At 69.8% G+C, this 24,850-nt stretch carries 25 protein-coding genes; 11 read left to right on the top strand and 14 right to left on the bottom strand.

Features of this window, described 5'->3' with window-relative positions:
* Window positions 1–25: 25 nt before the first annotated feature.
* A complete protein-coding gene (locus tag VF106_RS29860) occupies window positions 26–619 on the top strand; it encodes a histidine phosphatase family protein (protein ID WP_330843209.1) in 594 nt (197 codons plus the stop codon).
* Window positions 620–720: 101 nt separating this feature from the next.
* Here VF106_RS29860 and VF106_RS29855 read toward each other — a convergent pair whose 3' ends face one another.
* The gene (locus VF106_RS29855; protein WP_330843208.1) at window positions 721–1,941 is read right to left on the bottom strand and encodes an acetyl-CoA C-acetyltransferase; all 1,221 of its coding nucleotides are present in this window, start codon (window positions 1,939–1,941) and stop codon (window positions 721–723) included.
* Window positions 1,942–1,954: 13 nt separating this feature from the next.
* Window positions 1,955–2,779: an SGNH/GDSL hydrolase family protein gene (locus VF106_RS29850; protein ID WP_330843207.1), complete on the bottom strand. Its 825-nt coding sequence runs from the start codon at window positions 2,777–2,779 to the stop codon at window positions 1,955–1,957.
* Window positions 2,780–2,946: 167 nt separating this feature from the next.
* Here VF106_RS29850 and VF106_RS29845 point away from each other — a divergent pair, with 167 nt between their 5' ends.
* From VF106_RS29845 to VF106_RS29830, 4 genes are all read left to right on the top strand, one after another.
* Window positions 2,947–4,323, top strand: coding sequence for a cystathionine beta-synthase (locus VF106_RS29845; RefSeq protein ID WP_330843206.1), 1,377 nt, complete (start codon window positions 2,947–2,949; stop codon window positions 4,321–4,323).
* 106 nt (window positions 4,324–4,429) lie between these two features.
* Window positions 4,430–5,680 carry a hypothetical protein gene (locus tag VF106_RS29840; protein WP_330843205.1) on the top strand — a complete coding sequence of 417 codons (1,251 nt, stop codon included), beginning with the start codon at window positions 4,430–4,432 and terminating at the stop codon, window positions 5,678–5,680.
* A 156-nt stretch (window positions 5,681–5,836) separates the two neighbouring features.
* Complete coding sequence (locus VF106_RS29835; RefSeq protein ID WP_330843204.1) at window positions 5,837–6,994, top strand: cystathionine gamma-synthase; 1,158 nt, start codon at window positions 5,837–5,839, stop codon at window positions 6,992–6,994.
* 73 nt (window positions 6,995–7,067) lie between these two features.
* Window positions 7,068–7,343 (top strand): hypothetical protein, encoded by a 276-nt coding sequence (locus tag VF106_RS29830; RefSeq protein ID WP_330843203.1) that lies wholly within the window; start codon window positions 7,068–7,070, stop codon window positions 7,341–7,343.
* Window positions 7,344–7,353: 10 nt separating this feature from the next.
* Here VF106_RS29830 and hppD read toward each other — a convergent pair whose 3' ends face one another.
* Window positions 7,354–8,541, bottom strand: a complete 1,188-nt coding sequence (hppD, locus tag VF106_RS29825; RefSeq protein WP_330843202.1) for a 4-hydroxyphenylpyruvate dioxygenase — start codon at window positions 8,539–8,541, stop codon at window positions 7,354–7,356.
* Between the two features lie 149 nt (window positions 8,542–8,690).
* Here hppD and VF106_RS29820 point away from each other — a divergent pair, with 149 nt between their 5' ends.
* Window positions 8,691–9,185, top strand: a complete 495-nt coding sequence (locus tag VF106_RS29820; protein ID WP_330843201.1) for an Lrp/AsnC family transcriptional regulator — start codon at window positions 8,691–8,693, stop codon at window positions 9,183–9,185.
* Between the two features lie 53 nt (window positions 9,186–9,238).
* Here VF106_RS29820 and greA read toward each other — a convergent pair whose 3' ends face one another.
* Entirely contained in the window at window positions 9,239–9,736 is a 498-nt protein-coding gene (greA, locus tag VF106_RS29815) for a transcription elongation factor GreA (RefSeq protein ID WP_330843200.1), read from the bottom strand.
* Window positions 9,737–9,913: 177 nt separating this feature from the next.
* The gene (locus tag VF106_RS29810) at window positions 9,914–10,354 is read right to left on the bottom strand and encodes a DUF4307 domain-containing protein (RefSeq protein ID WP_330843199.1); all 441 of its coding nucleotides are present in this window, start codon (window positions 10,352–10,354) and stop codon (window positions 9,914–9,916) included.
* Between the two features lie 141 nt (window positions 10,355–10,495).
* Here VF106_RS29810 and mca point away from each other — a divergent pair, with 141 nt between their 5' ends.
* Window positions 10,496–11,380 carry a mycothiol conjugate amidase Mca gene (mca, locus tag VF106_RS29805; protein WP_330843198.1) on the top strand — a complete coding sequence of 295 codons (885 nt, stop codon included), beginning with the start codon at window positions 10,496–10,498 and terminating at the stop codon, window positions 11,378–11,380.
* Window positions 11,377–11,664 (top strand): hypothetical protein, encoded by a 288-nt coding sequence (locus VF106_RS29800; RefSeq protein ID WP_330843197.1) that lies wholly within the window; start codon window positions 11,377–11,379, stop codon window positions 11,662–11,664. Before mca ends, VF106_RS29800 begins: the two co-directional genes overlap by 4 nt.
* Here the strand turns inward: VF106_RS29800 and VF106_RS29795 are convergent, their stop codons facing one another.
* The 3 genes from VF106_RS29795 to VF106_RS29785 are packed head-to-tail and all read right to left on the bottom strand — an operon-like array spanning window position 11,665 to window position 14,704.
* A complete protein-coding gene (locus VF106_RS29795) occupies window positions 11,665–12,306 on the bottom strand; it encodes a response regulator (RefSeq protein ID WP_330843196.1) in 642 nt (213 codons plus the stop codon). It lies immediately after the preceding gene.
* Window positions 12,303–13,217 carry a sensor histidine kinase gene (locus tag VF106_RS29790; RefSeq protein ID WP_330843195.1) on the bottom strand — a complete coding sequence of 305 codons (915 nt, stop codon included), beginning with the start codon at window positions 13,215–13,217 and terminating at the stop codon, window positions 12,303–12,305. Before VF106_RS29790 ends, VF106_RS29795 begins: the two co-directional genes overlap by 4 nt.
* A complete protein-coding gene (locus tag VF106_RS29785) occupies window positions 13,214–14,704 on the bottom strand; it encodes a serine hydrolase domain-containing protein (protein ID WP_330843194.1) in 1,491 nt (496 codons plus the stop codon). Before VF106_RS29785 ends, VF106_RS29790 begins: the two co-directional genes overlap by 4 nt.
* A gap of 117 nt (window positions 14,705–14,821) precedes the next feature.
* Between VF106_RS29785 and VF106_RS29780 the strand changes: the two genes are divergently transcribed.
* Window positions 14,822–16,825 (top strand): thioredoxin domain-containing protein, encoded by a 2,004-nt coding sequence (locus tag VF106_RS29780; RefSeq protein ID WP_330843193.1) that lies wholly within the window; start codon window positions 14,822–14,824, stop codon window positions 16,823–16,825.
* On the opposite strand, the gene VF106_RS29775 is transcribed toward VF106_RS29780, so the two are convergent.
* Both VF106_RS29775 and VF106_RS29770 read right to left on the bottom strand, forming a co-directional pair.
* Entirely contained in the window at window positions 16,826–17,908 is a 1,083-nt protein-coding gene (locus VF106_RS29775) for a winged helix DNA-binding domain-containing protein (RefSeq protein WP_330843192.1), read from the bottom strand. It lies immediately after the preceding gene.
* Window positions 17,909–17,946: 38 nt separating this feature from the next.
* Window positions 17,947–18,807: a LysR family transcriptional regulator gene (locus VF106_RS29770; RefSeq protein WP_330843191.1), complete on the bottom strand. Its 861-nt coding sequence runs from the start codon at window positions 18,805–18,807 to the stop codon at window positions 17,947–17,949.
* Window positions 18,808–18,880: 73 nt separating this feature from the next.
* Here VF106_RS29770 and VF106_RS29765 point away from each other — a divergent pair, with 73 nt between their 5' ends.
* A complete protein-coding gene (locus VF106_RS29765) occupies window positions 18,881–20,035 on the top strand; it encodes an MFS transporter (RefSeq protein WP_330843190.1) in 1,155 nt (384 codons plus the stop codon).
* Here VF106_RS29765 and abmR read toward each other — a convergent pair.
* From abmR to VF106_RS29745, 4 genes are all read right to left on the bottom strand, one after another.
* Window positions 20,009–20,608, bottom strand: a complete 600-nt coding sequence (abmR, locus tag VF106_RS29760) for an ATP-binding transcription factor AbmR (protein WP_330843189.1) — start codon at window positions 20,606–20,608, stop codon at window positions 20,009–20,011. The two genes, VF106_RS29765 and abmR, sit on opposite strands and share 27 nt — an antisense overlap.
* Before the next feature lie 454 nt (window positions 20,609–21,062).
* Window positions 21,063–21,698 (bottom strand): nucleoside/nucleotide kinase family protein, encoded by a 636-nt coding sequence (locus VF106_RS29755; RefSeq protein WP_330843188.1) that lies wholly within the window; start codon window positions 21,696–21,698, stop codon window positions 21,063–21,065.
* Window positions 21,671–22,504: a PfkB family carbohydrate kinase gene (locus VF106_RS29750; RefSeq protein WP_330843413.1), complete on the bottom strand. Its 834-nt coding sequence runs from the start codon at window positions 22,502–22,504 to the stop codon at window positions 21,671–21,673. Before VF106_RS29750 ends, VF106_RS29755 begins: the two co-directional genes overlap by 28 nt.
* Before the next feature lie 2 nt (window positions 22,505–22,506).
* On the bottom strand, window positions 22,507–23,394 hold the full coding sequence (locus VF106_RS29745; protein ID WP_330843187.1) for an ABC transporter permease: 888 nt from the start codon (window positions 23,392–23,394) through the stop codon (window positions 22,507–22,509).
* A 117-nt stretch (window positions 23,395–23,511) separates the two neighbouring features.
* Here VF106_RS29745 and VF106_RS29740 point away from each other — a divergent pair, with 117 nt between their 5' ends.
* Entirely contained in the window at window positions 23,512–24,501 is a 990-nt protein-coding gene (locus VF106_RS29740) for a LacI family DNA-binding transcriptional regulator (RefSeq protein WP_330843412.1), read from the top strand.
* Window positions 24,502–24,850: the final 349 nt, after the last annotated feature.

The raw sequence follows: 24,850 nt of genomic DNA, 5'->3' as shown, positions 1-24,850 counted from the left end.
CGCGGGGAGCCTGTGGGGAGCGGTCGTGAGAACGCTGTATCTGGCCCGGCACGGTGAGGCGTCCGGATCACTGACGGACGTCGGCCGGTCGCAGGCTTTGCTGCTGGGCGAGCGGTTGGCGTCGCTGCCGGTGACGGAGGTGTTCCACAGCCCGGTGAAGCGGGCCGCGGAGACCGCCGCGCTGGTGTGCACGGCGCTGAAGGACGTGCCCGTGTCGGTGTCGCCGCTGGTCGGCGACTACCTGCCCTACGCGCCGTCCGCGAACGAGCTGGCGCCGGAGTTCGCCTCCGTTGCCCTCGCGCACGTGGCGGACTACTCGACACAGCAGCACGAGGTCGGACCCGGGCTCGCGGACCGCGCGCTCGCCGAGTTCACCGCCCCGGTGCCGCGGTCGGACCTGATCATCACGCACAGCCAGATCGTTGGCTGGTTCGTGCGTGCCGCACTGGGGGCGCCCGCGTCCCGCTGGTTGGGCATCAACGCAGCCAACGCGGCGCTCACGATCATCCAGTACCGGCGCGGCTGGCCGGCGACGCTGGTGACGTTCAACGACCAGTCGCACCTGCCGCCTTCGTTGCGGTGGAGCGGTTTCCCACCGGAGCGCCGCGACGTGTGGTGAATCTGTCCACAGTGGACTATTCGGTCGGCGGTCCCGTGGGGACTGCCCGGCGAGCGCCTCCGGGGCGAGGTCGCCGGGCGTCCCCGACATCCACCGTTGGGTCAGCTCAGGCGTTCCAGCACCATCGCCATGCCCTGGCCGCCGCCGACGCACATCGTCTCGAGCCCGAACTGCTTGTCGTGGTAGGAAAGCGAGTTGATGAGCGTCGTCGTGATGCGGGCGCCCGTCATGCCGAACGGGTGGCCCACCGCGATGGCGCCGCCGTTCACGTTGAGCCGGTCGAGGTCGATGCCGAGGTCGCGGTAGGACGGGATCACCTGCGCCGCGAACGCCTCGTTGATCTCCACCAGGTCGATGTCGCCGATCGTCATCCCGGCACGGGCCAGCGCGCGCTGGGACGCCTCCACCGGGCCGAGGCCCATGATCTCCGGCGACAGACCCGACACGCCCGTCGACACGATGCGGGCCAGCGGCGTGAGGCCGAGCGACGCCGCCTTCGTGTCGGACATGATCACCAGGGCCGCGGCGCCGTCGTTGAGCGGACAGCAGTTGCCCGCGGTCACCCGGCCGTTCGGGCGGAAGACCGGCTGCAGCTGCGAGGTCTTCTCGTACGTCACGCCCGGCCGGGGGCCGTCGTCGGTGTCCACCACGCGGCCGTCCGGCAGGGTGACCGGGATGATCTCCCTGGCCCAGAAGCCGTCCTTGATCGCCTGCTCGGCCAGGTTCTGCGACCGCACGCCGAACTCGTCCATGTCCTGGCGCGTCACGCCCTTGGTCAGCGCCAGGTTCTCCGCGGTCTGGCCCATCGCGATGTAGATGTCCGGCACGGCGTCGTCGGCGCGCGGGTCGTGCCACTCCTCGGCGCCCGACGCGGCCGTGGTGGCCGTCCGTGCCTCCGCGTCCGCGAAGATCGGGTTGTGCGTGTCCGGCCAGCTGTCCGAGCTGCCCTTGGCGTACCGGGACACGGTTTCCACACCGGCGCTGATGAACACGTCGCCCTCGCCGGCCTTGATCGCGTGGAACGCCATGCGGGTGGTCTGCAGGCTGGACGCGCAGTACCGGGTCACCGTGCAGCCGGGCAGGTGGTCGTAGCCGAGCAGGATCGAGACCACGCGACCCATGTTGAAACCGGCCTCGCCGCCAGGCAGCCCGCAGCCGAGGATCAGGTCGTCGATGTCGGTGGGGTCAAGTGAGGGGATCTTGTCCAGCGCGGCCCGCACCATCTGCGCGACCAGGTCGTCCGGCCGGATGTCGACCAGGGAACCCTTGCCGGCCCGGCCGATGGGCGAACGGACCGCGGAAACGATGACCGCCTCTGGCATACCAACTCCTTCGTCAGGTACCTGACCAGGAGGCTACGCGGCTCGACCGTGCCGCAGTACACAATGGCGCGAGCAACACAGCCGCCGCGTACTCGTAGCCCTTGCCGTTGGGGTGGAACCGGTCCGCGCTGAACAGGTCGTGCGGGCGGGCACCGAACTCCGGTGCCAGCAGCGCGGCGACCGACACCGCCCGCACGCCCATCTGGTCGAGCACCCGGCGCTGCGCACGCGCGAGCGACAGCGAGTAGCGGCTGGCGATCGTCCGCAGCGGCTGGGGGATCGCCCGGATGATGGCCAGGTCGGGGCACGTGCCGACCACCACCGTGGCGCCGGTCTCCACGAGGCGCGCCACCTGGCGGCCGAGCAGCGTGGCGGAGGCGCCGATGCTGGTCCTGGCCGTCACGTCGTTGCCGCCGATGATCACCAGCGCCAGGTCCGGCGGGTTGATCAGCGCGCGGTCCACCTGCGCCTCGAGGTCGGTGGTGCGTGAGCCGCTGACCGCGTGGGTCATCAGCCGCACCGGCACGTCGAGCTCGTCGGCCAACCCGTGCGCCAGGCGCACGCCCGGCAGCTGGTCCGGTGACTCCACGCCAAGTCCCGCCGCCAGTGAGTCCCCCAGCATGGCGAACGAAAGATGGTCACTCCGCGTGGGCGCGAACGGCCCGGCGCCGTTGGGCAGGTACAGGCCGTCGGCGTTGAGCGGTAGGTCCCTCGGCGTGCCGATGATCGACCGCGCACGCCTCGACTGCCCGTTGAGCAGCCCGTACGCCGCACCGGACAGACCGCCGACCGAGCCGGCGGCGACAACCAGAGCCTTGATGGCCCGTACTCCACCCATCGCCGTCCTCCTGTGAGGAGTGTCGCAACCAGTAGTCACGTCAGTGTGAATATCGTCGACTCGTTGTCGAGTGTGTGCCGCGTCACTAGGAGTTCGCTGAAACGTGGCTGATTCCGTCGAGTGAACTGGCCTAACAGTGGTGGACCTCTCTGGCTAGGCTCGCGGGCATGGAGTACGTCGAGCATGTGACCGACCTGGTGGGTAACACCCCCCTGGTCAAGCTGGGTGCGCTGGCGGAGGGGGTGCCGGCGACCGTGCTCGCGAAGGTCGAGTACTTCAACCCCGGCGGCAGCGTCAAGGACCGCATCGCACTGCGGATGATCGAGGCGGCCGAGGCGTCCGGCGAGCTCAAGCCGGGCGGCACGATCGTCGAGCCGACCTCGGGCAACACCGGCGTCGGACTCGCGATGGTCGCGCAGCGCAAGGGCTACCGGTGTGTGTTCGTGTGCCCGGACAAGGTCTCCGAGGACAAGCGGAACACCCTCAAGGCCTACGGCGCCGAGGTCGTGGTGTGCCCGACGGCGGTCGCGCCGGAGCACCCCAACTCGTACTACAACGTCTCCGACCGGCTCGTCACCGAGATCGAGGGCGCGTGGAAGCCGGACCAGTACTCCAACCCGGAGAACCCGGAGAGCCACTACCACTCGACCGGCCCCGAGATCTGGCGGCAGACCGAGGGCCGGGTCACGCACTTCGTCGCGGGCGTGGGTACCGGCGGCACCATCTCCGGCACCGGGCGCTACCTCAAGGAGATCTCGAACGGCCGGGTGAAGATCGTCGGCGCGGACCCGGAGGGCTCCGTGTACTCCGGCGGCACGGGTCGGCCGTACCTGGTCGAGGGCGTCGGCGAGGACTTCTGGCCGTCCGCCTACGACCGTGACATCGCCGACGAGATCATCGCGATCTCCGACGCCGAGTCGTTCGAGGTCACCCGGCGTCTCGCCCGCGAGGAGGGCCTGCTGGTCGGCGGCTCGTGCGGGATGGCGGCGGCGGCCGCGGTCCGGCTCGCGCGGCGGCTCGGCCCGGACGACGTCGTGGTCGTGCTGCTGCCCGACGGCGGCCGCGGCTACCTGTCGAAGGTGTTCAACGACAGCTGGATGGCGTCCTACGGCTTCCTGCCGCCCGAGCACTCCGGCGCGACGGTCGGCGATGTGCTGCGCCGCAAGGGCACCGGCGGCGCGATGCCGGACCTGGTGCACGCGCACCCGAACGAGACCGTCGCGGACGCGGTGGGGTACCTGCGCGAGTTCGCCGTGTCCCAGATGCCGGTCGTGAACGCGGAGCCGCCGGTGATGGCCGCGGAGGTCGTCGGCGCGGTCAACGAGCGGGACCTGCTGGACGCCCTGTTCACCGGCAAGGCCGCGCTGGCGGACCGGCTCGAAGGGCACATGTCGCCGCCGCTGCCCACCATCGGCGCAGGTGAGCAGGTCACCGCGGCCATGTCGGCACTGTCGACGGCGGACGCCGCGCTCGTGCTGGTTGACGGCAAACCGGCCGGTGTGGTGACCAGGCAGGACCTCCTCGGCTTCCTCGCGGGGCGGTAAATCGTTCGCATACTCCCGGGCGTTACAGGCACCAGCAGTTGTGATGGTCTAGCGTTGACCCGCACGTAAGCCGACGAATGAGTTTGTGAAGAGGGGTTGTAGCCCGATGAGCGCTCCGCAGCCGCCGAACCAACCGTGGCAGGGCGGCCCGCCACCGCAGCAGGGGGAGGGTGAGCACCAGAACCCTGCCCTGACGAACGCCGGCCCGACGCAGGCAATCCAGCCGGGCCAGCCGTTGCCGCCACCGGGCGGCCAGACCGGCGCTGACGGTGTCGAGCGCACACAGGCGATCCAGCCGGGCCAGCGCCCGCACGACCCCGACTCGGGCGCCACGCAGGTCGTGTCGCCTGGGTCGTTTGGCCAGCCGCAGCAGCAGGACTCGGGTGCCACGCAGATGGTGCCGCCCGGCTCCCTGCCTCCGCAGCAGCCGCCGTACGCGCCCCCGCCCGGCGCGGACCCGAACACCGGTGGGTTCCCGGGACAGCCGGGATACGGTCAGCAGCAGGGCTTCCCCGGCCAGCAGCCGCCCCCCGGCTACGGGCAACAGCCACCCGGGTTCGGCCAGCAGCCGCCGCCAGGGTTCCCGCCGCCGGGTGGTGGGTTCGCGCAGCAGCCGGGCCTCGGCCAGGGGCCGGCCTTCGGCGGCCAGGGCCAGAACACCCAGATGATCGCGTGGGGCCTCGCCGGCCTGGCGGCCATCGTCGGCCTGGTGGTGGCCATCTTCGCGTTAGTCGACATGGGCGAGCTGGGTGACTACGCCGACGTCCTCGAGGGCGCACCCGCGGAGGCTATCGAGGCTGCCGGGCTGCCCTCGACCGGCATGCTGTGGCTCTGCACCATCGGCATGGCACTCGGCGGCGTCGCCGCGATCGGCGGCGGTGTCCTGGTCTTCCTCAAGCACAAGCTGGCGTCGATGGTCCTGGTCGCGGGTGGCGCGCTGATGCTGATCTTCGGCATCGTCGAGATGATCCTGGTCAACGGCATCAACGTGCCCGACGACGCCGAGGTCGACCTGCCCGGGATCGCGGTCTGGGGGATCATCGGCGGCATCATCGCCGGCGGCATCGGCGCGCTCGGTTTCGTGCCGGCGACCAAGAAGTTCCTCGGTGGCGAGTCGGTGCTCGCCGGTCCCGGCGGCGGCTTCGGTGGCCCGCCCAGTGGTGGGTTCGGCCAGCCGCAGCAGGGTTTCGGGCAGCAGCCTCCTCAGCAGGGCTTCGGTCAACCGCAGCAAGGCTTCGGGCAGCCGCCGCAGGGGTATGGCCAGCCTCCTCAGCAGGGTTACGGGCAGCAGCAGCCTCCTCAGCAGGGCTACGGGCAGCCGCCGCAGCCGGGTGGGCCGCCGCAGCAGCCGTGGTGAGATGACAGAAACGCCGGTGGGCCAAGGGCTCACCGGCGTTCGCTTTTTCCGGGAATTTCACGCAATGAGGTGAAGTTGACTTCTGTGTAGGCATTCGACCTGCACGTTCTCGTCCCACATAGTGGGCACCGGATCAGAAAGCCGTAGAGTTTGGACATGGAAGAGGACACGAGCCGGTGGGGCTTCGAGACGCGTGCGATTCACGCTGGTCAGCGACCTGACCCGCGCACCGGCTCGGTCATCGTCCCGATCTACGCCACGTCCACCTTCGCCCAGGACGGCGTCGGCGGCGTGCGCGAGGGCGGATACGAGTACTCACGCACCGCGAACCCGACGCGCACCGCGCTCGAGGAGTCCCTGGCGTCCCTGGAGGGCGGCCGGCACGCGCTCGCGTTCGCGTCCGGCATGGCCGCCTCCGACATCGCGCTGCGCACCATGACGCGCCCTGGCGACCACGTGATCCTCGGCGGCGACGCCTACGGCGGCACGTTCCGCCTGCTCGACAAGGTCCTGAAGCTGTGGGGCGTCGAGTACACGACCGTCGACCTCCACGACGTCGAAACCGCGCGGGCCGCGGTCCAGCCGAACACCAAGGTCATCTGGACCGAGACGCCCACCAACCCGCTGCTCGGCATCGCCGACATCACCGCGCTCGCGCACGTGGCGGCGGGCGCGGGCGCCCGGCTGGTCGTGGACAACACCTTCGCCACCCCGTACCTGCAGTCGCCGCTCGGTTTCGGCGCGGACGTCGTGCTGCACTCGACCACCAAGTACGTCAGCGGCCACTCCGACGTCGTCGGCGGTGCGTTGATCACCTCCGACGACGAGCTGCACGAGCAGTTCGGCTTCCTGCGCAACGCGGTCGGCGCCGTGCCCGGCCCGTTCGACGCGTGGCTGACCCTGCGTGGCGCCAAGACCCTCGGGCTGCGGATGGAAAAGCACAGCGACAACGCCGAGCGCGTCGTCGAGGCGTTGCTGGGGCACCCGAAGGTCTCCAAGGTCTACTACCCCGGCCTGACCGACCACCCCGGTCACGAGGTCGCGGCCAAGCAGATGCGCCGGTTCGGCGGCATGGTGTCGTTCTCGGTCACCGGCGGCGAGCAGGCCGCGCTCGACGTGGCGGCCCGCACGAAGCTGTTCATCCTGGCCGAGTCGCTCGGCGGGGTCGAGTCGCTGATCGAGCACCCGGGCCGCATGACCCACGCCAGCACCACGGGCTCCCCGCTGCAGGTGTCCGGTGACGTCCTGCGCCTGTCCGTCGGCATCGAGGACGGCACCGACCTCGTCCAGGACCTCCTCCAGGCGCTCAGCTAGCTGACACACTTTTCCGAACCCGGGTACTCTCGACTGCACACACGGTTTTGACACGGGAACGCAGGAGTGACGCATGGCGGTCGGGGCTCGGCTTGCGGGAGTGCTTCCGCTGGCGGGAGCGACACTGGCGGCCGTAGCGCTGGGTGGGGTCGCGGTGTTCACTGTCCAAGCAGCGGGCTGTGGGGATCCTGGCCAGTACGTCCAGCGTGACGACGGCCAGGTCGAGTTGATGGGCAGCTGCGTGGATCCGGAGCACCTGCCCCCGGCCCAGGAAGAGCCACAGACGTACGAGAGCGATCCCGCGTTGAACGAGCTGTCGAGGCCCGGCCAGCTCGACCAGGCCCCGTAACCTCTTCTCCCTACAGGTTTCCGCGGCGTTCCTGCTCGCGTTCGATGGCCTCGAACAGTGCCTTGAAGTTGCCCTTGCCGAAGCCAAGCGAGCCGTGCCGTTCGATCAGCTCGTAGAACACCGTCGGGCGGTCGCCGATCGGCTTGGTGAAGATCTGCAGCAGGTAGCCGTCCTCGTCCCGGTCGACCAGGATCCGGTGCTCCTTCAGTACCTCGATCGGCACCCGCACCTGACCGATCCGGGCCCGTAGCTCCGGGTCGTCGTAGTACGAGTCCGGTGTGTCGAGGAACTCCACGCCCGCCGCGCGCATCTCCTGGCACGTGCGGACGATGTCGTTCGTGGCGAGCGCGATGTGCTGGCAGCCGGCGCCGGCGTAGAACTCCAGGTACTCGTCGATCTGCGACTTCCGCTTCGCGACGGCCGGCTCGTTCAGCGGGAACTTCACGCGGTGGTTGCCGTTCGACACGACCTTGGACATCAGCGCGGAGTAGTCCGTGGCGATGTCGTCGCCGACGAACTCGGCCATGTTCACGAAGCCCATGACCCGGTTGTAGAACTCGACCCAGTGGTCCATCTTGCCGAGCTCGACGTTGCCGACGCAGTGGTCGACGGCCTGGAACAGCCGCCTCCGCACCGGGACCGTGGACTCCTTGGCCACATAGCCGGGCAGATAGGGCCCGGTGTAGCGGGACCGGTCGACGAGTGTGTGCCTGGTCTCGCCGTACGCCGCGATGGCCGCGCGCCGCACGGTGCCGTGCTCGTCGGACACGTCGTGCGGTTCCTCGAGAATCGTGGCCCCCTGCGCACGGGCGTGCCTGATGCACTGGTCGACGTCGGCCACCTCGAGCGCGAGGTCAACCACGCCGTCGCCGTGCTTGCGGTGGTGCTCGTGCAGCGGGCTGGTCGGCGCGACCCCACCGTCGACGACGAACCGCGCGGACCCGGACTCGAGCACGAAGGACTTGTGGTCCCGGTTGCCGGTCTCCGGCCCGGAGTAGGCGACGAGCCGCATGCCGAACGCGACTTGGTAGAACCAGGCGGTCTGTGTCGCGTTCCCGACCACGAAGACAACGGCGTCCATCGCCTTCACCGGGAACGGATCTTTCGACGAGTCGTAGTCGACCAGCCCGACGAGCTGGCGCAACTGGTCGAAGCTGACGTCATCGAGCTGACGATCGTGGCCGAGGGTGCCGGTCATGATGCCCTCCCATAGGTTGAGCTGCGGTAACCGCAGCATCCGCCTGGCCGGGCAGGCTGTGCAACAGCCTGGAGTTTTGCTGGACATATTGTGCAGCGGTGCTGGAGTCTGAACGAGCAAAGTGAGCAGGATGTGCAGGAGGTTGGCGGGTGTCGGACGAGATCGACCAGCTGGACGCGCGACTGTTGCTGCTGCTCATGGACGAGCCGCGACTGGGCGTGCTGGAGTGCTCACGCAGGCTGGGCGTTGCGAGGGGAACAATCCAGGCGCGGATGGACCGCCTCGAACAGCGCGGCCTGCTGAAAGGCTTTCCGCCGGACCTGGATCTGGCCGCGATGGGCTACGGGCTGACGGCGTTCGCCGTACTGGAGATCGCGCAGGGCAAGCGTGCCGAGGTGGCGGAACGGCTGGCCGCCATCGACGAGGTGTGCGAGGTCCACGCCACGACGGGCGAAGGCGACCTGCTGGTGCGCATGGTGGCGACGTCGAACGCGGACCTGCAGCGGGTCATCGACAAGGTCGTCGACGTGCGCTGGGTGAGCCGCACGTCCACCTCGATCGCACTGTCGACCCCGATCGCGCCGCGAGTGCGCCCACTGCTGGAACGAGTGGCGGGCAGCGCACGCGCGCGTTCGGTGCCCTGAAGAGGCCGTTCGGAACCTGGCCGCCCGAACGGCCCTTCAGCTGCGCACGAAGATCAGCCGGCGTACGGCACGGCCTTGATGAGCGTTACTTTCTGCAGGGAGCCGTTGGGCAGCTCGTAGGACCGAGTCTCGCCCTCTTTGGCGCCGAGAAGTGCCTTCCCCAGCGGCGACTCGGGTGAGTACACCTCGAGCTCGCCCTCAGCGCCCTCCTCGCGGGTGGCCAGCAGGAACTTCTCCTCGTCGTCGTCACCCTCGTACCTGATGGTGAGGACCTTGCCCGGCTCGGCCAGACCGTCGTTGCGGGGCGCCTCGCCGACCTTGGCGCTACGCAACAGTTCCTGCAGGTGACGGATCCGCGCCTCTTGGTGGCCTTGCTCCTCACGGGCCGCGTGGTAGCCCCCGTTCTCCTTGAGGTCACCCTCTTCGCGACTCGTGTTGATCTTCGCGGCGATTACCGGGCGATTCGCGACCAGCTCGTCGAGTTCTTGCTTGAGCCGACCGTAGGCCTCCTGTGTCAGCCAGGTCACCTGGGTGTCGCTCACGGTCACCAACTCCTCGTCAATACTTCCGATCCCGGGGATTCGGGGCGGTAGTTTCCGGGCGGGCGGCGGACACCCGGAACGGAAAAAACACGGCCCGCAAGGGGCCGTGCAGGTACGTCAGAATACCACGGATACAAGAACGAGCTTGTCCGTTTTGTCCGATCGGCCGAGGGGTGGCGGTCTAGTTCACCCTGATGGCGGCATGTGCGTGGACAGATATGCCGGCACCTGATATGAGCACCCGAAAACATCGGCGGTGACCGGTTCGCCGCTGCTCGTGATGACCGTCGTCATCGTCACGGAGCCCTCCGCAGGTGCGATGTACACCTCCTTGCGGCCGCCTTCGCTGCCGTCGAGAACCCTGGTCCGCACGATGCACACCGCGGGCCGCGACGGATCGTCGCGGGTGACGTCGAAGGTCAGCTTCATCTGGTTGTTCGGCAGGCTCGCGAAGCTCGTGGCCTGCGTCTCGATGGGGGCGGACCCGAAGTTGACGTACCCGATCCACGCCACGCCCGCGCCGACGACCAGTGCGATCGCGCCGACCACCCAGTAGGTGCGCTTGCTGGCCCGGCGTGGCTTGGTGCCATAGCGGTCCTCCAGCAGCGCGCTACCGGAAGCGGTCATCCTCGGGGCCTCCGCGAGAATCGTCGTACCCAGCGGGAACAATGCACCCAGCTGGAATGGTTCGTATGTCCAAAGCCGAGTATCCGCTCACCGCCGTGAGCGCATGACTCCGGGGGACGTCCAGGAGGGAACACGAAGGTCATGGCCGACACGCTGCGTCTGATGACGGTGCACGCACACCCAGACGACGAGTCCAGCAAGGGTGCCGCGACGATGGTGAAGTACGTGGCCGAAGGTCACGAGGTCATGGTGGTGACCTGCACCGGAGGGGAACGGGGCGACATTCTCAACCCGGCCATGGAGCGGCCCGACGTGCTGGAGAACATGGTCGAGTACCGCCGCAAGGAGATGGCGCGGGCGGCCGAGATCCTCGGTGTCGAGCACCGCTGGCTCGGCTTCGTCGACTCCGGCCTGCCTGAGGGGGACCCGAAACCACCGCTGCCCGACGGCTGCTTCGCGCTGGTGCCGCTGGAGGAGTCGGTGCCGCCGCTGGTCAAGCTCATCCGTGAGTTCAAGCCCCACGTCGTCATCACCTACGACGAGAACGGCGGCTACCCGCACCCCGACCACATCCGCTGCCACGAGGTGTCCGTGGCGGCGTTCGACGCGGCGAGCGAGCCGGACCTGTACCCGGAAGCCGGCGAGCCGTGGACGCCGCTGAAGCTGTACTACTCGCACGGTTTCTCCCGCAAGCGCATGCAGGCCATGCACGACGCGCTGCTGGCCCGCGGCCTGGAGTCCCCGTACGCCGAGTGGCTCGAGAAGTGGGACACCGACCGAGGTGATGTCGCCGACCGGGTGACGACGCGTGTCGAGTGTGGGGAATACTTCGAGACGAGGGACGCCGCGCTGCTCGCGCACGCGACGCAGATCGACCCGAACAGCCGCTGGTTCTTCGTCCCGCTGGACATGCAGCGGGAGGTCTGGCCGTACGAGGAGTACGAGCTGGTGCGGTCCCTCGTGGACACGACGGTGCCCGAGGACGACCTGTTCTCGGGGATAAAGGAGAAGGTAAGCGCACCATGACTTCAGGTTCCGGCCCGCTCTTCCTGGGGCCGGACGTGGCTGCCTCAGATGCGGTGGCGCTGGTCGCGCAGCCCTCCCAGCCGAACGAGCCCGGCGGGGAGGGCGCCGACTTCGGCAAGTCGTCGCCGGTCGGCCTACTCGTGTTGCTGCTGTTCTTCATCGCGGTCGCGTTCCTGGTCCGCTCGATGACCAAGCACCTCAAGCGCGTGCCCGCCTCGTTCGACCCGCCCGCGGAGTCCCCGGCCGAGCCAGCCGAGAAGGCGTCCGACGACGACAAGAAGTAGCTACTCGGTCATCCCGGCCTCGTAGGCGGTGATGGCCGCCTGCACGCGGTTCTGCACGTCGAGACCACGCAGGATCGACGACAGGTGGGCCTTGACGGTCCCCTCCGCGAGGTGCAGTTCGCGGGCGATCTCCTGGTTGGACAGGCCACGGCCGACGAGCGCGAGCACGTCCCGCTCCCTCGGCGTGAGCCGGTCGACCTTGCGGCGGGCCGCGGCAGGGCGGCTCAGCTCGGCCGTGCGCAGCCCCGCGATCACACGGTGCGCGACGCGGGGCGACAGGTAGGCGGCTCCGTCGGCCACCGCGCGCACGGCGATCAGCAGTTCACGCGGGTCGGCGGCCTTGAGCAGGAAGCCGCTGGCGCCGTCCGCCAGCGCCCTGGCCACGTACTCGTCCTCGTCGAAGGTCGTCAGCATCACCACCGGGGCCACGCCGCGCAGCTCGGCGGCGGCCGTGAGCCCATCGAGCCCGGGCATGCGGATGTCCATGAGCACGACGTCGGGCTGATGGGCGTGGGTGAGCTCGATGGCCTCCCGCCCGTCGCCGGCCTCGGCGACCACCGTGATGCCGGGATCGGTGGCGAGGACCGCGGTGAGACCGGCGCGGATCATGGCCTCGTCGTCGGCCAGCAGGACGCGGATCATGCCACCGGCACCTCGGCGTCGAGGTGAAACGTGCCGTCGCGGTAGGCGGTGTCGAGTCGGCCGCCGAGGAGCCGCAGGCGTTCCTGGAGGCCGACGAGCCCGCTGCCGGTGGTGGCCGGTTGCCTGGCCGAGTTGGCGACATGCACGGTGACGCGGTGCCGCTCGGCCGCGACGGCGACCGTCACCGGGGCGCCGGGCGCGTGCTTGGCGGCGTTGGTGAGTGCCTCCCGCACGACCCGCCGCACGGCCTGGTCGACGAGCCCGGGCATGGCGGGCGGGCCCTCGAGCGTGACAGCCATGCCGGCGTCACGGGCCCTCGCCACGACCTCCTCGACCGGTGGCACGTCGTCGCGTTCCCGCAGCATCTCCAGGGCCTGCCGCAGCCGATCGGTGGCCGCCACCGCCGAGGACCGCATCTCCCCGGCCGCCTTCTGGTGCCGGTCCGCCAGCTCCGGCGACAGCTCCAGCGCACCCGCGCGCAGGGCGATCAGCGCCAGCTCGTGGCCCAGCGAGTCGTGCAGGTCGGCGGCGAGCCGGCCCCGCTCCTGCAACCGCGCCCGCTCGGCGACGTGCTCCTGCTCGCGTTCCAGCTGCCGGACCCGCTCACGCTCGGCCTCGAAGAGAAGCACCTGCTGGCGCCGGTACCGCCCGGCGAGCCAGGGCAGCACGACCGTGATGACCAGCGTGAACAGCACCGACGACAGCTCAGCGGGTGCGGTCGCCGCGACGACCCCGCAGCCGACGGCCGCGACACCGGCGATGACCTGCCAACCAAAACGGCTGTCGACGTGCCGCCCGTGCAGGTACGCGACGATCGCGAGCGCGAGGAACGCCCCGACCCGCCACACGGGCATGCTCTCCATACGCAGCCCGCCGACCAGCCCGAGGACGGCGAGCACCCCGAGGCTCACCGCACCGACCTTAGCCGGACGACCCGCGCCACGAAGACCGCGAGACCGGCCACCCCGGCCACGGCGAGCGTGACGGTGAGCGGCAGCGCGAAGTAGAACAGCTGCGCCCACAACACGGTCCGCCCAGCACTGATGTACGACACGACCTGCGGATAGAACACGAACAGCAGGCCCGGCAGCAGCAAGGGCAGAAGCCGAAGCCAAACCCACCACCGAAGTTGTCCACAACCCACGGAGTTGTCCACAGCCAAGATCGAAGTCGACGTCCCCGTCACCCCCTGCCGGTAGACTGGCACGGCGGGACGCCCCCGGGATCGGGTGGGGGTTGGGTTACCCGTAGCGGAATGGTCAACGGGCGTTGAAATTTCGTGGTTTCGCCTGGTCAGGCGATGTTTCATCCAGCGTTTCGACCGGAGTACGCCCATGATGCCCAGGGTCAGTGCCAGGGCGGTCAGGGCCGCCAGTACCCACTCGATGAGCTGGCCGGAGCCGCCAGGTGTCTCCGGGGTCTCGCCGCGCGTGAGCGCCACCAGCCCGGCCAGGATGGCCCCTGTTTCGTCGGCCATGCCCGCGCCGTTCGTCATGACCGCGTAGCCGTAGCCGGTCTTCGGGTCGATGGCCTGGATCGCGTTGTAGGTCCACAGGTTGCCGCTGTGTACGAGCAGCCCGTCGTCGTCGGGGGACCAGCCCATCCCGTATTCATCCACTGTGGACGGCTCGTGCATGGTGCGGAGCATCGACTCCGGGAAGGGCCCGTGGCCGTTCTGTGCGATGAGCCACCGGCCCATGTCCCGCGCCGTCGTCACCACCGCGCCCGAGCCCTGCACCGCCGGCCCGCCGCCCAGTTCCGGGCGGGAGAACCACACGCCGAACAGCGAGTTGTACCCGTCGGCCGCCCAACCGCCGACCGAGCTGTCCCGCATCCCCAGCGGCTCGAACACGTGCTCCCGCACGTACTCGTCGAACGGCTGCCCCGAGGCCACCTCGACCAGCCGTGCCGCGAGGTCGTAGTTCACGTTGCTGTACGCCCACCGCGTGCCCGGCGGCGCCGCCGGGGTCACGGGCGGCAGGAGCGACACGTACTCCGCCAGCGTCCGCGCCGACTTCAACCGGCCGATGTCCACCGAGCTGTCCGACAGCCCGGACGTCTGGTTCAGCAGCTGCCGCACCGTCACGTCGCGCGGAATGCCGGGGAGCCCCACTGGTCCGTCCAGCTCCACCCGACCGTCCTCGACCAGTGTCATCGCCGCCGCCGCCGTGAACGACTTGCTCACCGACGCCACCCGCATCGGGGTGTCGGCCGTGACGGGATTGTCGAGCGAGTCGTGCCCTGCGCCGGTCGCGTGCACGATCCGGTCGCCATGGGTGACCACAACGGACACCCCGGGAAGCCCGGTCGCCTCGAGCGCATCCGCGAGATAGCCATCGACAGTGGCCGGCGCCGGCGGGGCAACCGCCAGCACCAACCCCAAAACCAGTGATCTCATGCCGCGAACGCTACGAACCAGCAGGTCAGCAACAGATCCGCCAACCGACCACACCAACCCCCGACGAAAGACATAGGCCAGACCTCGCGACTCGCGGGTTTCTGGAAGGGTGGTGTCATGGCGAACCGGCTGGCGAACGCGACGAGCCCGTACCTGCTGCAGCACGCCGACAACCCGGTCGACTGGTGGCCCTGGTCGGACGAGGCGTTCGAGGAGGCGCGGCGGCGGGACGTGCCGATCCTGCTGTCGGTCGGTTACGCGGCGTGCCACTGGTGTCACGTGATGGCGCACGAGTCGTTCGAGGACACCGAAACCGCGGCGGTCATGAACGAGAAGTTCGTGAACATCAAGGTGGACCGCGAGGAGCGGCCCGACGTGGACGCCGTCTACATGACCGCGACCCAGGCGATGACCGGCCAGGGTGGATGGCCGATGACCTGCTTCCTCACCCCGTCCGGCGAGCCGTTCCACTGCGGCACCTACTACCCGCCGGCGCCGCGGTCGGGCTCGCCGTCGTTCCGCCAGTTGCTCGACGCGGTGCACGTCGCGTGGACGTCCCGGGACGCCGAGGTGCGGGAGGCGGGCGGCCGGATCGTCGACGAACTGCGCAAGCAGACCGCCGCGCTGCCGTCGTCCATTGTGGACGAGTCGGTGCTGGCGGCCGCGGCGACCACGCTGCTCGGCGAGTACGACCGCCGCAACGGTGGTTTCGGTAACGCGCCGAAGTTCCCGCCGTCCATGGTACTGGAGTTCCTGCTGCGCCACCACGAACGCACCGGCTCCGTCGAAGCTCTGTCCATTGTGGATAACACGGCCGCCGCGATGGCCGCCGGCGGCATCTACGACCAGCTGGACGGCGGCTTCGCCCGTTATAGCGTCGACGCCCGCTGGGTCGTGCCGCACTTCGAGAAGATGTTGTACGACAACGCGTTGCTGCTTCGCCTGTACACGAGGCTGGCGCTGCGCACGGGCAACCCCCGCTACCGCACGGTCGCGTCGGACACCGCCGACTTCCTGCTGAACCGGTTGCGTACCAACGAAAACGGGTTCGCGGCCTCGCTGGACGCGGACACCGAGGGCGTCGAGGGCCTGACGTACGCGTGGACACCCGCGCAGCTGACCGAAGTCCTCGGCGAAAACGACGGCGCGTGGGCGGCGACGGTGTTCGGGGTGACCGACGCCGGCACGTTCGAGCACGGCACGTCCACCCTCCGGCTGGTCAGCGAGCCCGATGATCCCGACCGGTTCGACGACGTGCGTCGTCGGCTGCTGGCGGTCCGTGCGGAGCGCCCACAGCCGGCCCGCGACGACAAGGTGATCACCGCCTGGAACGGCCTGACGATCGGCGCGCTGGCGGCCGCGGGTGTGGCGTTCGACGAGCCGCGCTGGCTGTCCGCCGCGGTGGCGGCAGCGGAGGTCGTGACGTCGACGCACCTGGCCGACGGCCGACTGCGGCGCGCGTCCCGCGACGGTGTCCCCGGCAGCGCGGCAGGGGTGCTGGAGGACTACAGCTGTCTGGCCGACGGCCTGCTGACCCTGCACCAAGCCACGGCCGACCCGCGCTGGCTGACGGTCGCCGTCGGGTTGCTGGACACCGCACTGGCCCACTTCGCGGACCCGGAAGCCTCTGGCGCGTACCACGACACGGCCGACGACGCGGACGCCCTTGTGTGGCGCCCGTCGGACCCGAGCGACAACGCGAGCCCGTCGGGCGCATCCGCGCTGGCCGGTGCGCTGCTGACGGCGTCGTCACTGGTTGGCTTCGACACCGCGTCCCGTTACCGAGGCGCGGCGGAGGAAGCGGTCGCACGCGCCGGCCAACTCGCCGAGCGGGCCCCACGCTTCGCCGGCCACTGGCTGAGCGTGGCGGAAGCACTGGCGAAGGGCCCACTACAGGTGGCGATCGTGGGTTCACCGGAGTCCGCCCGAGCGCTGACGAAGGCGGCCATGACACACGCCCCCGGCGGCTCGGTCATCCTAGCCGGCGAACCGGACTCGGTCCCGCTCCTGGCCGACCGTCCCCTCGTGAACGGCGAAGCAGCCGCGTACGTCTGCCACGGCTACGTCTGCGATCGCCCGGTAACCACGGTCGAAGACCTGGTGACCCGCCTGGGTGCGTGATCACTCGAAGGCGACGTGCGCGTCCTTGGCGTTGGTGACGAAGGGAAGTAGGCGTTCGGCCTCCGTCCGAACGGCTGCGGTGTCCATTTTCGACAGTGGGCGGAACGGGATGACCGTCAGCGTCGAGTCGGCCACTGACCAGAGTCCGCGCACGAACCCGTCGACGAGGAAAGTGGGCCGCACCACGGCGCCGCCCGGCGTGACCTGCTTGCGGTCCTCGTCGCTGACCACGCGGGTCCGGTCGGCGTGGCCCAGCAGCAGGTTGTCGTAGCCGGGCAGGAAGCGCACCGGCGTCGGCGTGTCGTCCTCGGCGAGCGGAGTGTCGGGCAGGTCGAAGAGCTCCTTGCCGTGCTCGTCGCGGTACGCGCGCAGCGCCATGCCGTCGACGACCTCGCGCAGCCGGGTCAGCCCGCTCCACGCCTGCATGTCCGGCACGCTCGCCGGCCCGAACGCCGCCAGGTACCGGTGGATCATCGTGTCGAGCTGTCGTGCCGTGGCCATGGGCCGTCCGGTCCACTCCTCGGCGAGCGTCACGGACACCGAGCTGGGCGTGCCCCACCTGCCCCACGCGCCGTCGGCCGGCGCGTGCACCAGCGCCACCTTGAGTTCCACCGTCGAGGCGAGCCTGCCGGCGTGCCGGCCGGGGAAGCGCTCGGCGAGGAGCCGGCCGAACTCGCGTCGCGTGAGGGTGCGGCCGGCCAACAGCTCCCGACCGGTCATGGCCAGCTCGTCCAGGTCCATCCCGTCGATCTCGGTCAGGAAGAACTTACTGCGCAGCGCACTGTCCACAATGGGCTGAATGGTCGGCCGCAGCCAGCCGAAGTCGTTGCCGCTGACCAGGTGTTGTGTGCGGCGCAGCACCGTCGACCGCACCACGCTCCGGTCGTGGAGCAGCGCCGTCAGGTCGTCGTGCCGGAAGCCGGCCACCCTGGTCCACAGCCCCACGTACGGCCAGTTTGGCTCCTGCGACTGCATCGCGACCAGCCGCTCGACGACCACCGACGCCGGCAGCGAGGTGCGCTCGGTGAGGAACTGCCGCGTCAGCAGCGTCCGGTTGAGGGTGCGCCGGGAAAGGTGAGCCACGCGAGCAACTCTAGAAGCCAAGTAGGCCAGGTCTTGTCCTACTCGTTGAACAGGTCGGTGAAGGCCTTCACCGACGGGCGGTCGCGGCGGTCGACGGTGGTGGCCAGGTACATCGGCCAGTACAGGTCGTCGGTGGCCAGCTGTGGTGTGTGGACGGTCGGGGGAACCGGGATGCCGGGTGGGAGGAAGCCGATGCCCAGGCCCGCAGCCACGAGGCCCGGGATCGTGTTCGCGTCCGGCACTTCGAGCGCCACCTCCCGCGACAGCCCGGCCCGCGCGAACGCGGCGTCCACGACCGTCCGGTTGCCGTAACCCTCCGGGGCGTCGATCCACGTCTCGCCAGCCAGGTCGGCAAGCGACAGCGGCTCCTCCGAGCTGGCCAGCGGGTGGTCTGGCGGAAGCAACAGCACCAGCGGCTCCCGCACGATGGGGGTCAGCGTCAGGCTCGGGTCGATCACGCCCGGCACCGACACGAACGCCACGTCGAGCATGCCGGACCGCAGTGCCTCGACCAGGTCCGCGGAGCCCCTTGGCATCGCCCGCATCCGGACGTGAACCCGAGGGTGCGCCGCGCGGTAACGCGACAGCAGCCGCGGCAGGTCCATCGGCACCGCCATGAGCACGCCCACCCGAAGTTCGCCACTCAACTCCGTGCGGACCGCCTCGCGGGTCGTGGCGGCCAGCTCCACCATCTGGCGCGCCGGCGGGAGCAGACGCCGGCCAGCGTCCGTCAGCATCGGGCGGCGGCCCCGCTCGAACAAGGCCACCCCGAGCGACCGTTCCAGTGCCTTGATGGTGCTGCTCACCGCGGACTGCACGACGTGGAGGCGGACGGCGGCCGCGGTGAACGTGCCCTCGTCCACCACCGCCAGGAAGCACTGCAGCTGTCGCAGCTCCACCATCTCGATGATAGATGGCAAGTATCGAAAACCATCGCTTTTCGTGAACGCTTCTCGGGCGCACCCTGGGATCATGAAGTCCGGGTTCTGGATGGTGGCGGCTACCTTTCTGACCGCGATGGCGTTCTCGACCGTGCCAACGCCGCTCTGGCCGCTCTACCAGCAAGCGGACGGGTTCCCCACGTCGATGGTCACCGTCGCGTTCTCCGCGTACGCCGTCGGCGTGCTGATCAGCCTCTTCCTCGCGGGGCACGTGTCCGACTGGGTCGGCCGCCGGCGCGTGCTGCTGCCTGGCGTGCTCCTCGAAATCCTTGCCGCGGCACTGTTTCTCGCCAACCACGAGCTACCCGTGCTGATCATCGCCAGGGTGATCTGCGGGCTCGGCACCGGGCTGATCACCGCCACCGCCACCGCACACCTCGGCGACCTCGCGGCACGGGCCGGGATTCGGTACTCCGGTCACGTCGCCACGGCCGCCAACCTCGGCGGCCTGGGGCTCGGACCGCTCGTGTCCGGCTTCCTCGCGCAGTATGTGGACGGTCCACTCACGACCGTCTACATCGTCTTCCTCGTGCTGCTGGCCGTCTGCGCCATCGGCGTCACGCTCGTGCCTGAGACCGTGACCGCCACACCGAGGCGGTACCGGCCTCAGCGCGTGTCGGTGCCGTCGGCCGCGCGGCGGGAGTACTTCGTGACGGCGGCGGGCGCGTTCACCGCCTTCGCCCTGTTCGGGCTGTTCACGTCGCTGACGCCGAAGCTTCTCGCCGCCAGCGTCGGTACCTCGTCGGCCCTGCTGTCGGGGGCCGTGTCGTGCGCGGTGTTCCTGTTCGGGGTGCTCGCGCAGCTCTCCTCGGGCCGCCTCGGCCTGGACCGTCAGCTCACCATCGGTGTCGGCGCGCTGGTCGGGGGCGTTGCCGTGCTGCTGGCCGGCGGGGTCGCCGGTTCGCTGACGCTGTTCGTGCTGGCCGGCGCGCTCGCCGGGGCGGGTGCCGGGCTGCTGTTCAAGGGCGCCATGGCCTCGGCGGCCCGGCTGGCCGACCCCGCCGCGAAGGGCGAGGCGGCGGCCGGCGTCTTCCTTGCTGGGTACCTGGGGCTGACCGTGCCCATCATGGGGCTGGGCGCGGCCGCCCGGTATGTCTCGCTGACCACCGGGCTGATCGCGTTCTGCCTGGTGATCCTGGTCCTGCTGGCCGGGGTCGGACTACAGCTCCGGACCCTGCGCGCGTAGGTCGTCGACCTTGGCCATGGCCTCACGCAACTCCGACAGCCACTGCTCGGCGTGCTCGCCGACGAGCCGGACCGCCCAGGCCAGTGCCTCGGACCGCGACCGCGCGACACCCGCGTCGACCAGCGTGTCCAGTACCAGGCGCTCCTCCTGCCGCAGCCGGGTCATCACCGGCACCGACAGCGTGGTGAACAGCTGCTCCGTACCGCCCAGCTTCGCGCCCCACGCGACCTTGCGGCCGTACCGGTGCTCGGCCTGACGGGCGATCTCGATCCGCTCGTCACGGGTGTCCTCGCGGAACCGGCTGATCCGCCCGGCCTCCGCGGCGGCGCGGCCCGCGTCGTCGTCGAACGTGCCCTCGAGCGCCGGCAGCGTGCCGACGACGGTGATCTCTTCCCGGTCCACGACGACGACCGGCGACTCGGTGAACCAGCCGTCCGGCAGCCGACCCGCGAACCAGGCGGACGCGTCGTCCGCGTCCGGCAGGTCGGCCTGCTGCCAACCGCCCCGGCCGCGACCCTTGCCGTGACCACCCCAGCCTCGTCCCGGGCCCCAGCGATGTCCTCTTGGTCCCATGTCCGCCACCTCCTTGCTTACATAATTACACCGCTACCAACCTTACGGAAGCAACAAGGCAAGCGGTACGACGTTCGCGCCCGGCGGAATGTCCTGAAGGGAACCTTCGGGACGTTGAACCTCGATCCACCGATGATCTTGTCGTCTGTCGCACCCTTGCGAGAGGTGCGGACCTGGTCAGGCCCGCTTGCCAGCGCCCAGCTGGTGCCCTGAACGACGCGATGGGGACGTTCAACGACATGAGCGCGTCTTTCGGGACATCGATCGTGGCGTGAACACGCCTTCCTCGCACGGCTGCCGGCCGAAGTCGCCACCGCCCCGTGACGTCAGGCGGTTTCGGGGCGCTTCGCGCCCCGAAACCGCGCAGCGAGTCCACCGGGCCACACCCCGAGCCACCAAGACCATCGGTGGATCTGGGTTCAACGCCTCGAAGGGCACCTTCAGGGCATCGGGCTCAGAGGATCGAGCGTAGGACCAGGTCCGCGGACGGGAGCGTGGCGTTGATCAGCACGGCGTTGCGCTCGTCGGAGCCCAGGGTGCGCTCGCGTGCCTCGTCCCGCGTGCGGCCGAACGCCTCGTGGCGGGCGATGAGCCGTTCTCGCCGCACCGTCTCGTCCGGGGCCAGGAACCACGTCTCCGTCAGCAGCCCGCGCACCTCGCGCCACGGTTCGTCAGCCAGCAACAGGTAGTTGCCTTCCGTCACCACGATACGGTGCTCTGGCCGGACGGGGACCGCGCCCGCGATGGGTTCCTCGATCTCGCGGCGGAACTCCGGGGCGTACACGATGCCCGGCGACGGTTTCGCCAGGCGTGCCAGCAGGTTGACATACCCGGCCGCGTCGAACGTGTCCGGAGCGCCCTTCCGCGCCGTGCGGTCCAGCCGGGTCAGTTCGACCTGTGCCAGGTGGAAGCCGTCCATGCCCACGTAGACGGCCTCGTCGCCCAGCGCCGCCACCAGCCGGTCCGCGAGGGTGGACTTGCCCGCGCCGGGCGCGCCGCAGATCCCCAGCAGCACCCGTCCCGGCGCCAGCGCGCGGACACGGGACACCAGATCACCGAAACTCACAGCGCCCGCATCGGTGCCACCCATGCCCTCGCTCCTTCATGCTGGACCCGCACGGCCGCCGCGCGGTTCGCGTACTCGATCAACGCCGGCACCTCGGCCGCCGACGGCACCCGGCCCAGCCGTGCCACGGCCAGCGCGAACGCGCCGTGCCACACGTCCCCGGCGCCGGAGGTGTCCTTCGCGGTCACCGCTGGTACGGGCACCGACCCGGACCCGTCGCCGACCGACCACGTCACCGGGTTCGGCCCGTTTGTCCTGATCACCACTGGCGTGGTGACCGGCGCCGGCGAGGTGAAGGCCGCCGAGCACGCACATATGTCCACAAAGGACAACAGGTCCGCGAGCACCGGTTTCCAGCTCCCCGCGTCCAGCACCACCGGGACGCCTCGCTCCCGCGCCGCACGGGCCGCGAGGAGGGCCAACTCGGGGTGATGCCCGTCCAGCAGCAGGGCATCCGCGTCCGACAGGTCAACGGCCGACGACGCCGAGACGCCGGCCGCGTTGTGTGAGACCACGGTTCGCTCGCCGTCGCTCGTGCGGACCGACACCGCGCTCACCGCGGGCGGTGTCTCCCGGTCCGGCCGCGTGTCGACCAGTTCCACGCCGCAGGAAGTCAGATCGTCGGCCGCCAGCCGGGCCAGCGGGTGCGAGCCGAGCACAGTGGACAGCCGGACGCGGCCACCGAGCGCGGCGACCGCGACCGCGGCGTTCGCCGCCGGTCCGCCCGCCGCCACCTCCACGGACAGCGACTGCACCTTCTCGCCGGGCGCCGGCAGCACCGACACCCGCTGGACCAGGTCGACCGTGCACAACCCGACCGCGACGACCAGCGTCACTGGTCCGTCACCTGCTTCTCTCGGAGGAACCGGTCCACGGCGACGGCCATGATCAGCAGCGCGCCGACCGCCAGGTCCTGGTACAGGCTGTTGAGGCCGGTCTGCGAGAGCCCGGACCGCAGCACCGCCACGATCAACGCGCCGATCACCGTGCCCGCCACACCGCCCCGCCCACCGGCCAGGCTCGCGCCGCCGATCAGCACGGCCGTGATCGAGTCCAGGTTGCCGAGCTGGAACGCGTTCGGGTCCGCGCTCGGCACCCGGCCCAGCGCCTGCCACGCCGCGATGCCGTAGCAGAGCCCGGCCACGAGATACACCGACAGGATCGTTTGGTGGGGCAGGTCTTGCTTGCCCCACGCGGATTTCCTCAGTGCGAACCAGAGGCCGACGACCATGACGAGCATGACCGCCATGCCGTAGGTGACCTCGACCCGCCCGAACAGGTACTTCGCGGTGCCGAGCCAGCCGAGCGTCCCGTCGGTCACCGGGAAGCTCTGTCCCTGCGCGTAGATCTGGCTGACCGAGGTCACGATCGTCAGCATGCCGAGCGTCACGATGAACGGCGGCAGTCGTAGCCAGGTCACCAGTCCACCCGTGACGCCGCTGATCGCGACCGCCGCGACGATGCCGACCACCAGCGCGACGGCGCCGCTCGTGCCGATGATGGTGAGCTTCGCGATCAGCAGCGTGGCGAACACCGCGATCGCGGCGTTCGCGAGGTCGATGCCCGCCGCGCGGACGACGAGCAGTTGGCCGAGTGCGAGTGTGCCGATCACCAGCGACTGCTGGACGACCAGCGACAGGTTGTCGAGGTCGAGGAACGTGTCGATGGTCAGTCCGAAGACGATGACCAGGACGGCGAGCACGATCGCGGCTACGCGCACGACACCTCCGTTGGCAGGGCTGGTTTGCGGGGAAGTTATTGCGGTCAGTACCGTGACGCAACCGTTTGCGCAAACGCTTGCGCCGCTTCCTCGATCAAGGAGCTGTCCGTGGTCACGATGAAGGACGTCGCCGAGCTAGCCGGCGTGTCCATCACCACGGTGTCGCACGTGGTCAATTCGACCAGATCCGTGGCGCCTGAGACAAAGGCGCGGGTGCTGGCCGCGGTCGAGCAGACCGGATACACGGGAGACGCTATCGCGCGCTCTCTCGTCACCGGCGGCACCCGCACCCTCGGCGTGGCGATCTCCCTGGTGGCCAACCCGTACTTCGCGGACCTGCTGCGCTCGATGGAGCACGAGATCACGAAGTCGGGATACACGCTGGTCCTCGCGGACACCCACGACGAGCCGTCGGTGGAACAGGCGGCGGTTCGCACGCTGCGCTCCCGCCGCGTCGACGGCCTGATCCTGACGGCGTCCCCCGACGCGGTCGTGCTGAAGGAGTTGCGGCAGCTGAAGATCCCGCTGGTGCTGGTTGACCGGCTGACGACGGCCCAGGACGTTGACCAGGTGGGCCCGGAGAACATCTACGCCACCTCGGGGCTGGTGCAGCACCTCGCGTCGGTGGGCCACCGCCGGATCGGCATGATCAGCGGCACCGAGGGCCTGACGACGACGACCGAGCGCGTACTGGGCTACCGGCTGGGACTGGGCCGGGCGAAACTGACGTGGGACCCGTCGCTGGTGGTGTCGGGATCGTCCGCCGCCGAACCGGCCGCCGCGGCGCTCACGCAGATGCTGTCACTGCCGTCCCCACCGACGGCCGTGGTGGCGGGCAACAACGTGATGCTGTCCGGCGCGCTCCACGAGTGCCGCGCGCGTGGCCTGAAGGTCGGCCGGGACCTGGCAGTCGTGGGCTACGACGACGTCGACTGGGCGGACCTGGTCGACCCACCGGTCACCACCGTGGCCCAACCAATCGCCGAAATGGGCCGAACCGCGGTGCGCCTCCTCGTGGACCGAATCGCGGACCCAACCCGCAAACCGACAACAGTCCGCCTACAAACGACATTCATGCACCGCAACTCCTGCGGCTGCGGCTTGTAGCCGGCGCCGGCCTCCGGCCCCCAGGTTCAATTCTCCCAGGCAACACCGACACGGAGCGCGGCCGCGACGGCGGTTGTCCACAGGTACCCCACTTGTCCACAGGCAAGATCGACATCGGTGTGGTTGTCACCCCGTACCGGTAGACTGGCACGGCGGGACGCCCCCGGGATCGGGTGGGGGCTGGGATTCTATACGGGGGATGATCTTGCTGACGGCTTGTGCCGGTTGAGTTCGCTTGGTGTGCGAGGCCCGCTAGCGCGGCGGGGGTCCATTGCGAATGACGTGGTTGCGCCACGGGCGATGTCCTGAAAGACGCGCTCATGTCGTTGAACGTCCCTATCGCTTCTTT

Source organism: Actinophytocola sp. (assembly GCF_036378875.1).
Taxonomy (GTDB): domain Bacteria; phylum Actinomycetota; class Actinomycetes; order Mycobacteriales; family Pseudonocardiaceae; genus Actinophytocola.
The sequence above is the reverse complement of the archived record's forward strand: the minus strand, read 5'-3'. Positions and strand labels throughout refer to the sequence as shown.

Excerpts from the sequence above, each read along its gene's own strand:
- VF106_RS29855 (WP_330843208.1), bottom strand. The coding sequence starts at position 1,941 with ATGCCAGAGGCGGTCATCGTTTCCGCGGTCCGTTCGCCCATCGGCCGG.
- VF106_RS29850 (WP_330843207.1), bottom strand. The coding sequence starts at position 2,779 with ATGGGTGGAGTACGGGCCATCAAGGCTCTGGTTGTCGCCGCCGGCTCG.
- VF106_RS29845 (WP_330843206.1), top strand. The coding sequence starts at position 2,947 with ATGGAGTACGTCGAGCATGTGACCGACCTGGTGGGTAACACCCCCCTG.
- VF106_RS29840 (WP_330843205.1), top strand. The coding sequence starts at position 4,430 with ATGAGCGCTCCGCAGCCGCCGAACCAACCGTGGCAGGGCGGCCCGCCA.
- VF106_RS29835 (WP_330843204.1), top strand. The coding sequence starts at position 5,837 with ATGGAAGAGGACACGAGCCGGTGGGGCTTCGAGACGCGTGCGATTCAC.
- VF106_RS29830 (WP_330843203.1), top strand. The coding sequence starts at position 7,068 with ATGGCGGTCGGGGCTCGGCTTGCGGGAGTGCTTCCGCTGGCGGGAGCG.
- hppD (WP_330843202.1), bottom strand. The coding sequence starts at position 8,541 with ATGACCGGCACCCTCGGCCACGATCGTCAGCTCGATGACGTCAGCTTC.
- VF106_RS29810 (WP_330843199.1), bottom strand. The coding sequence starts at position 10,354 with ATGACCGCTTCCGGTAGCGCGCTGCTGGAGGACCGCTATGGCACCAAG.
- mca (WP_330843198.1), top strand. The coding sequence starts at position 10,496 with ATGGCCGACACGCTGCGTCTGATGACGGTGCACGCACACCCAGACGAC.
- VF106_RS29800 (WP_330843197.1), top strand. The coding sequence starts at position 11,377 with ATGACTTCAGGTTCCGGCCCGCTCTTCCTGGGGCCGGACGTGGCTGCC.
- VF106_RS29795 (WP_330843196.1), bottom strand. The coding sequence starts at position 12,306 with ATGATCCGCGTCCTGCTGGCCGACGACGAGGCCATGATCCGCGCCGGT.
- VF106_RS29785 (WP_330843194.1), bottom strand. The coding sequence starts at position 14,704 with ATGAGATCACTGGTTTTGGGGTTGGTGCTGGCGGTTGCCCCGCCGGCG.
- VF106_RS29780 (WP_330843193.1), top strand. The coding sequence starts at position 14,822 with ATGGCGAACCGGCTGGCGAACGCGACGAGCCCGTACCTGCTGCAGCAC.
- VF106_RS29765 (WP_330843190.1), top strand. The coding sequence starts at position 18,881 with ATGAAGTCCGGGTTCTGGATGGTGGCGGCTACCTTTCTGACCGCGATG.
- abmR (WP_330843189.1), bottom strand. The coding sequence starts at position 20,608 with ATGGGACCAAGAGGACATCGCTGGGGCCCGGGACGAGGCTGGGGTGGT.
- VF106_RS29755 (WP_330843188.1), bottom strand. The coding sequence starts at position 21,698 with ATGGGTGGCACCGATGCGGGCGCTGTGAGTTTCGGTGATCTGGTGTCC.
- VF106_RS29740 (WP_330843412.1), top strand. The coding sequence starts at position 23,512 with ATGAAGGACGTCGCCGAGCTAGCCGGCGTGTCCATCACCACGGTGTCG.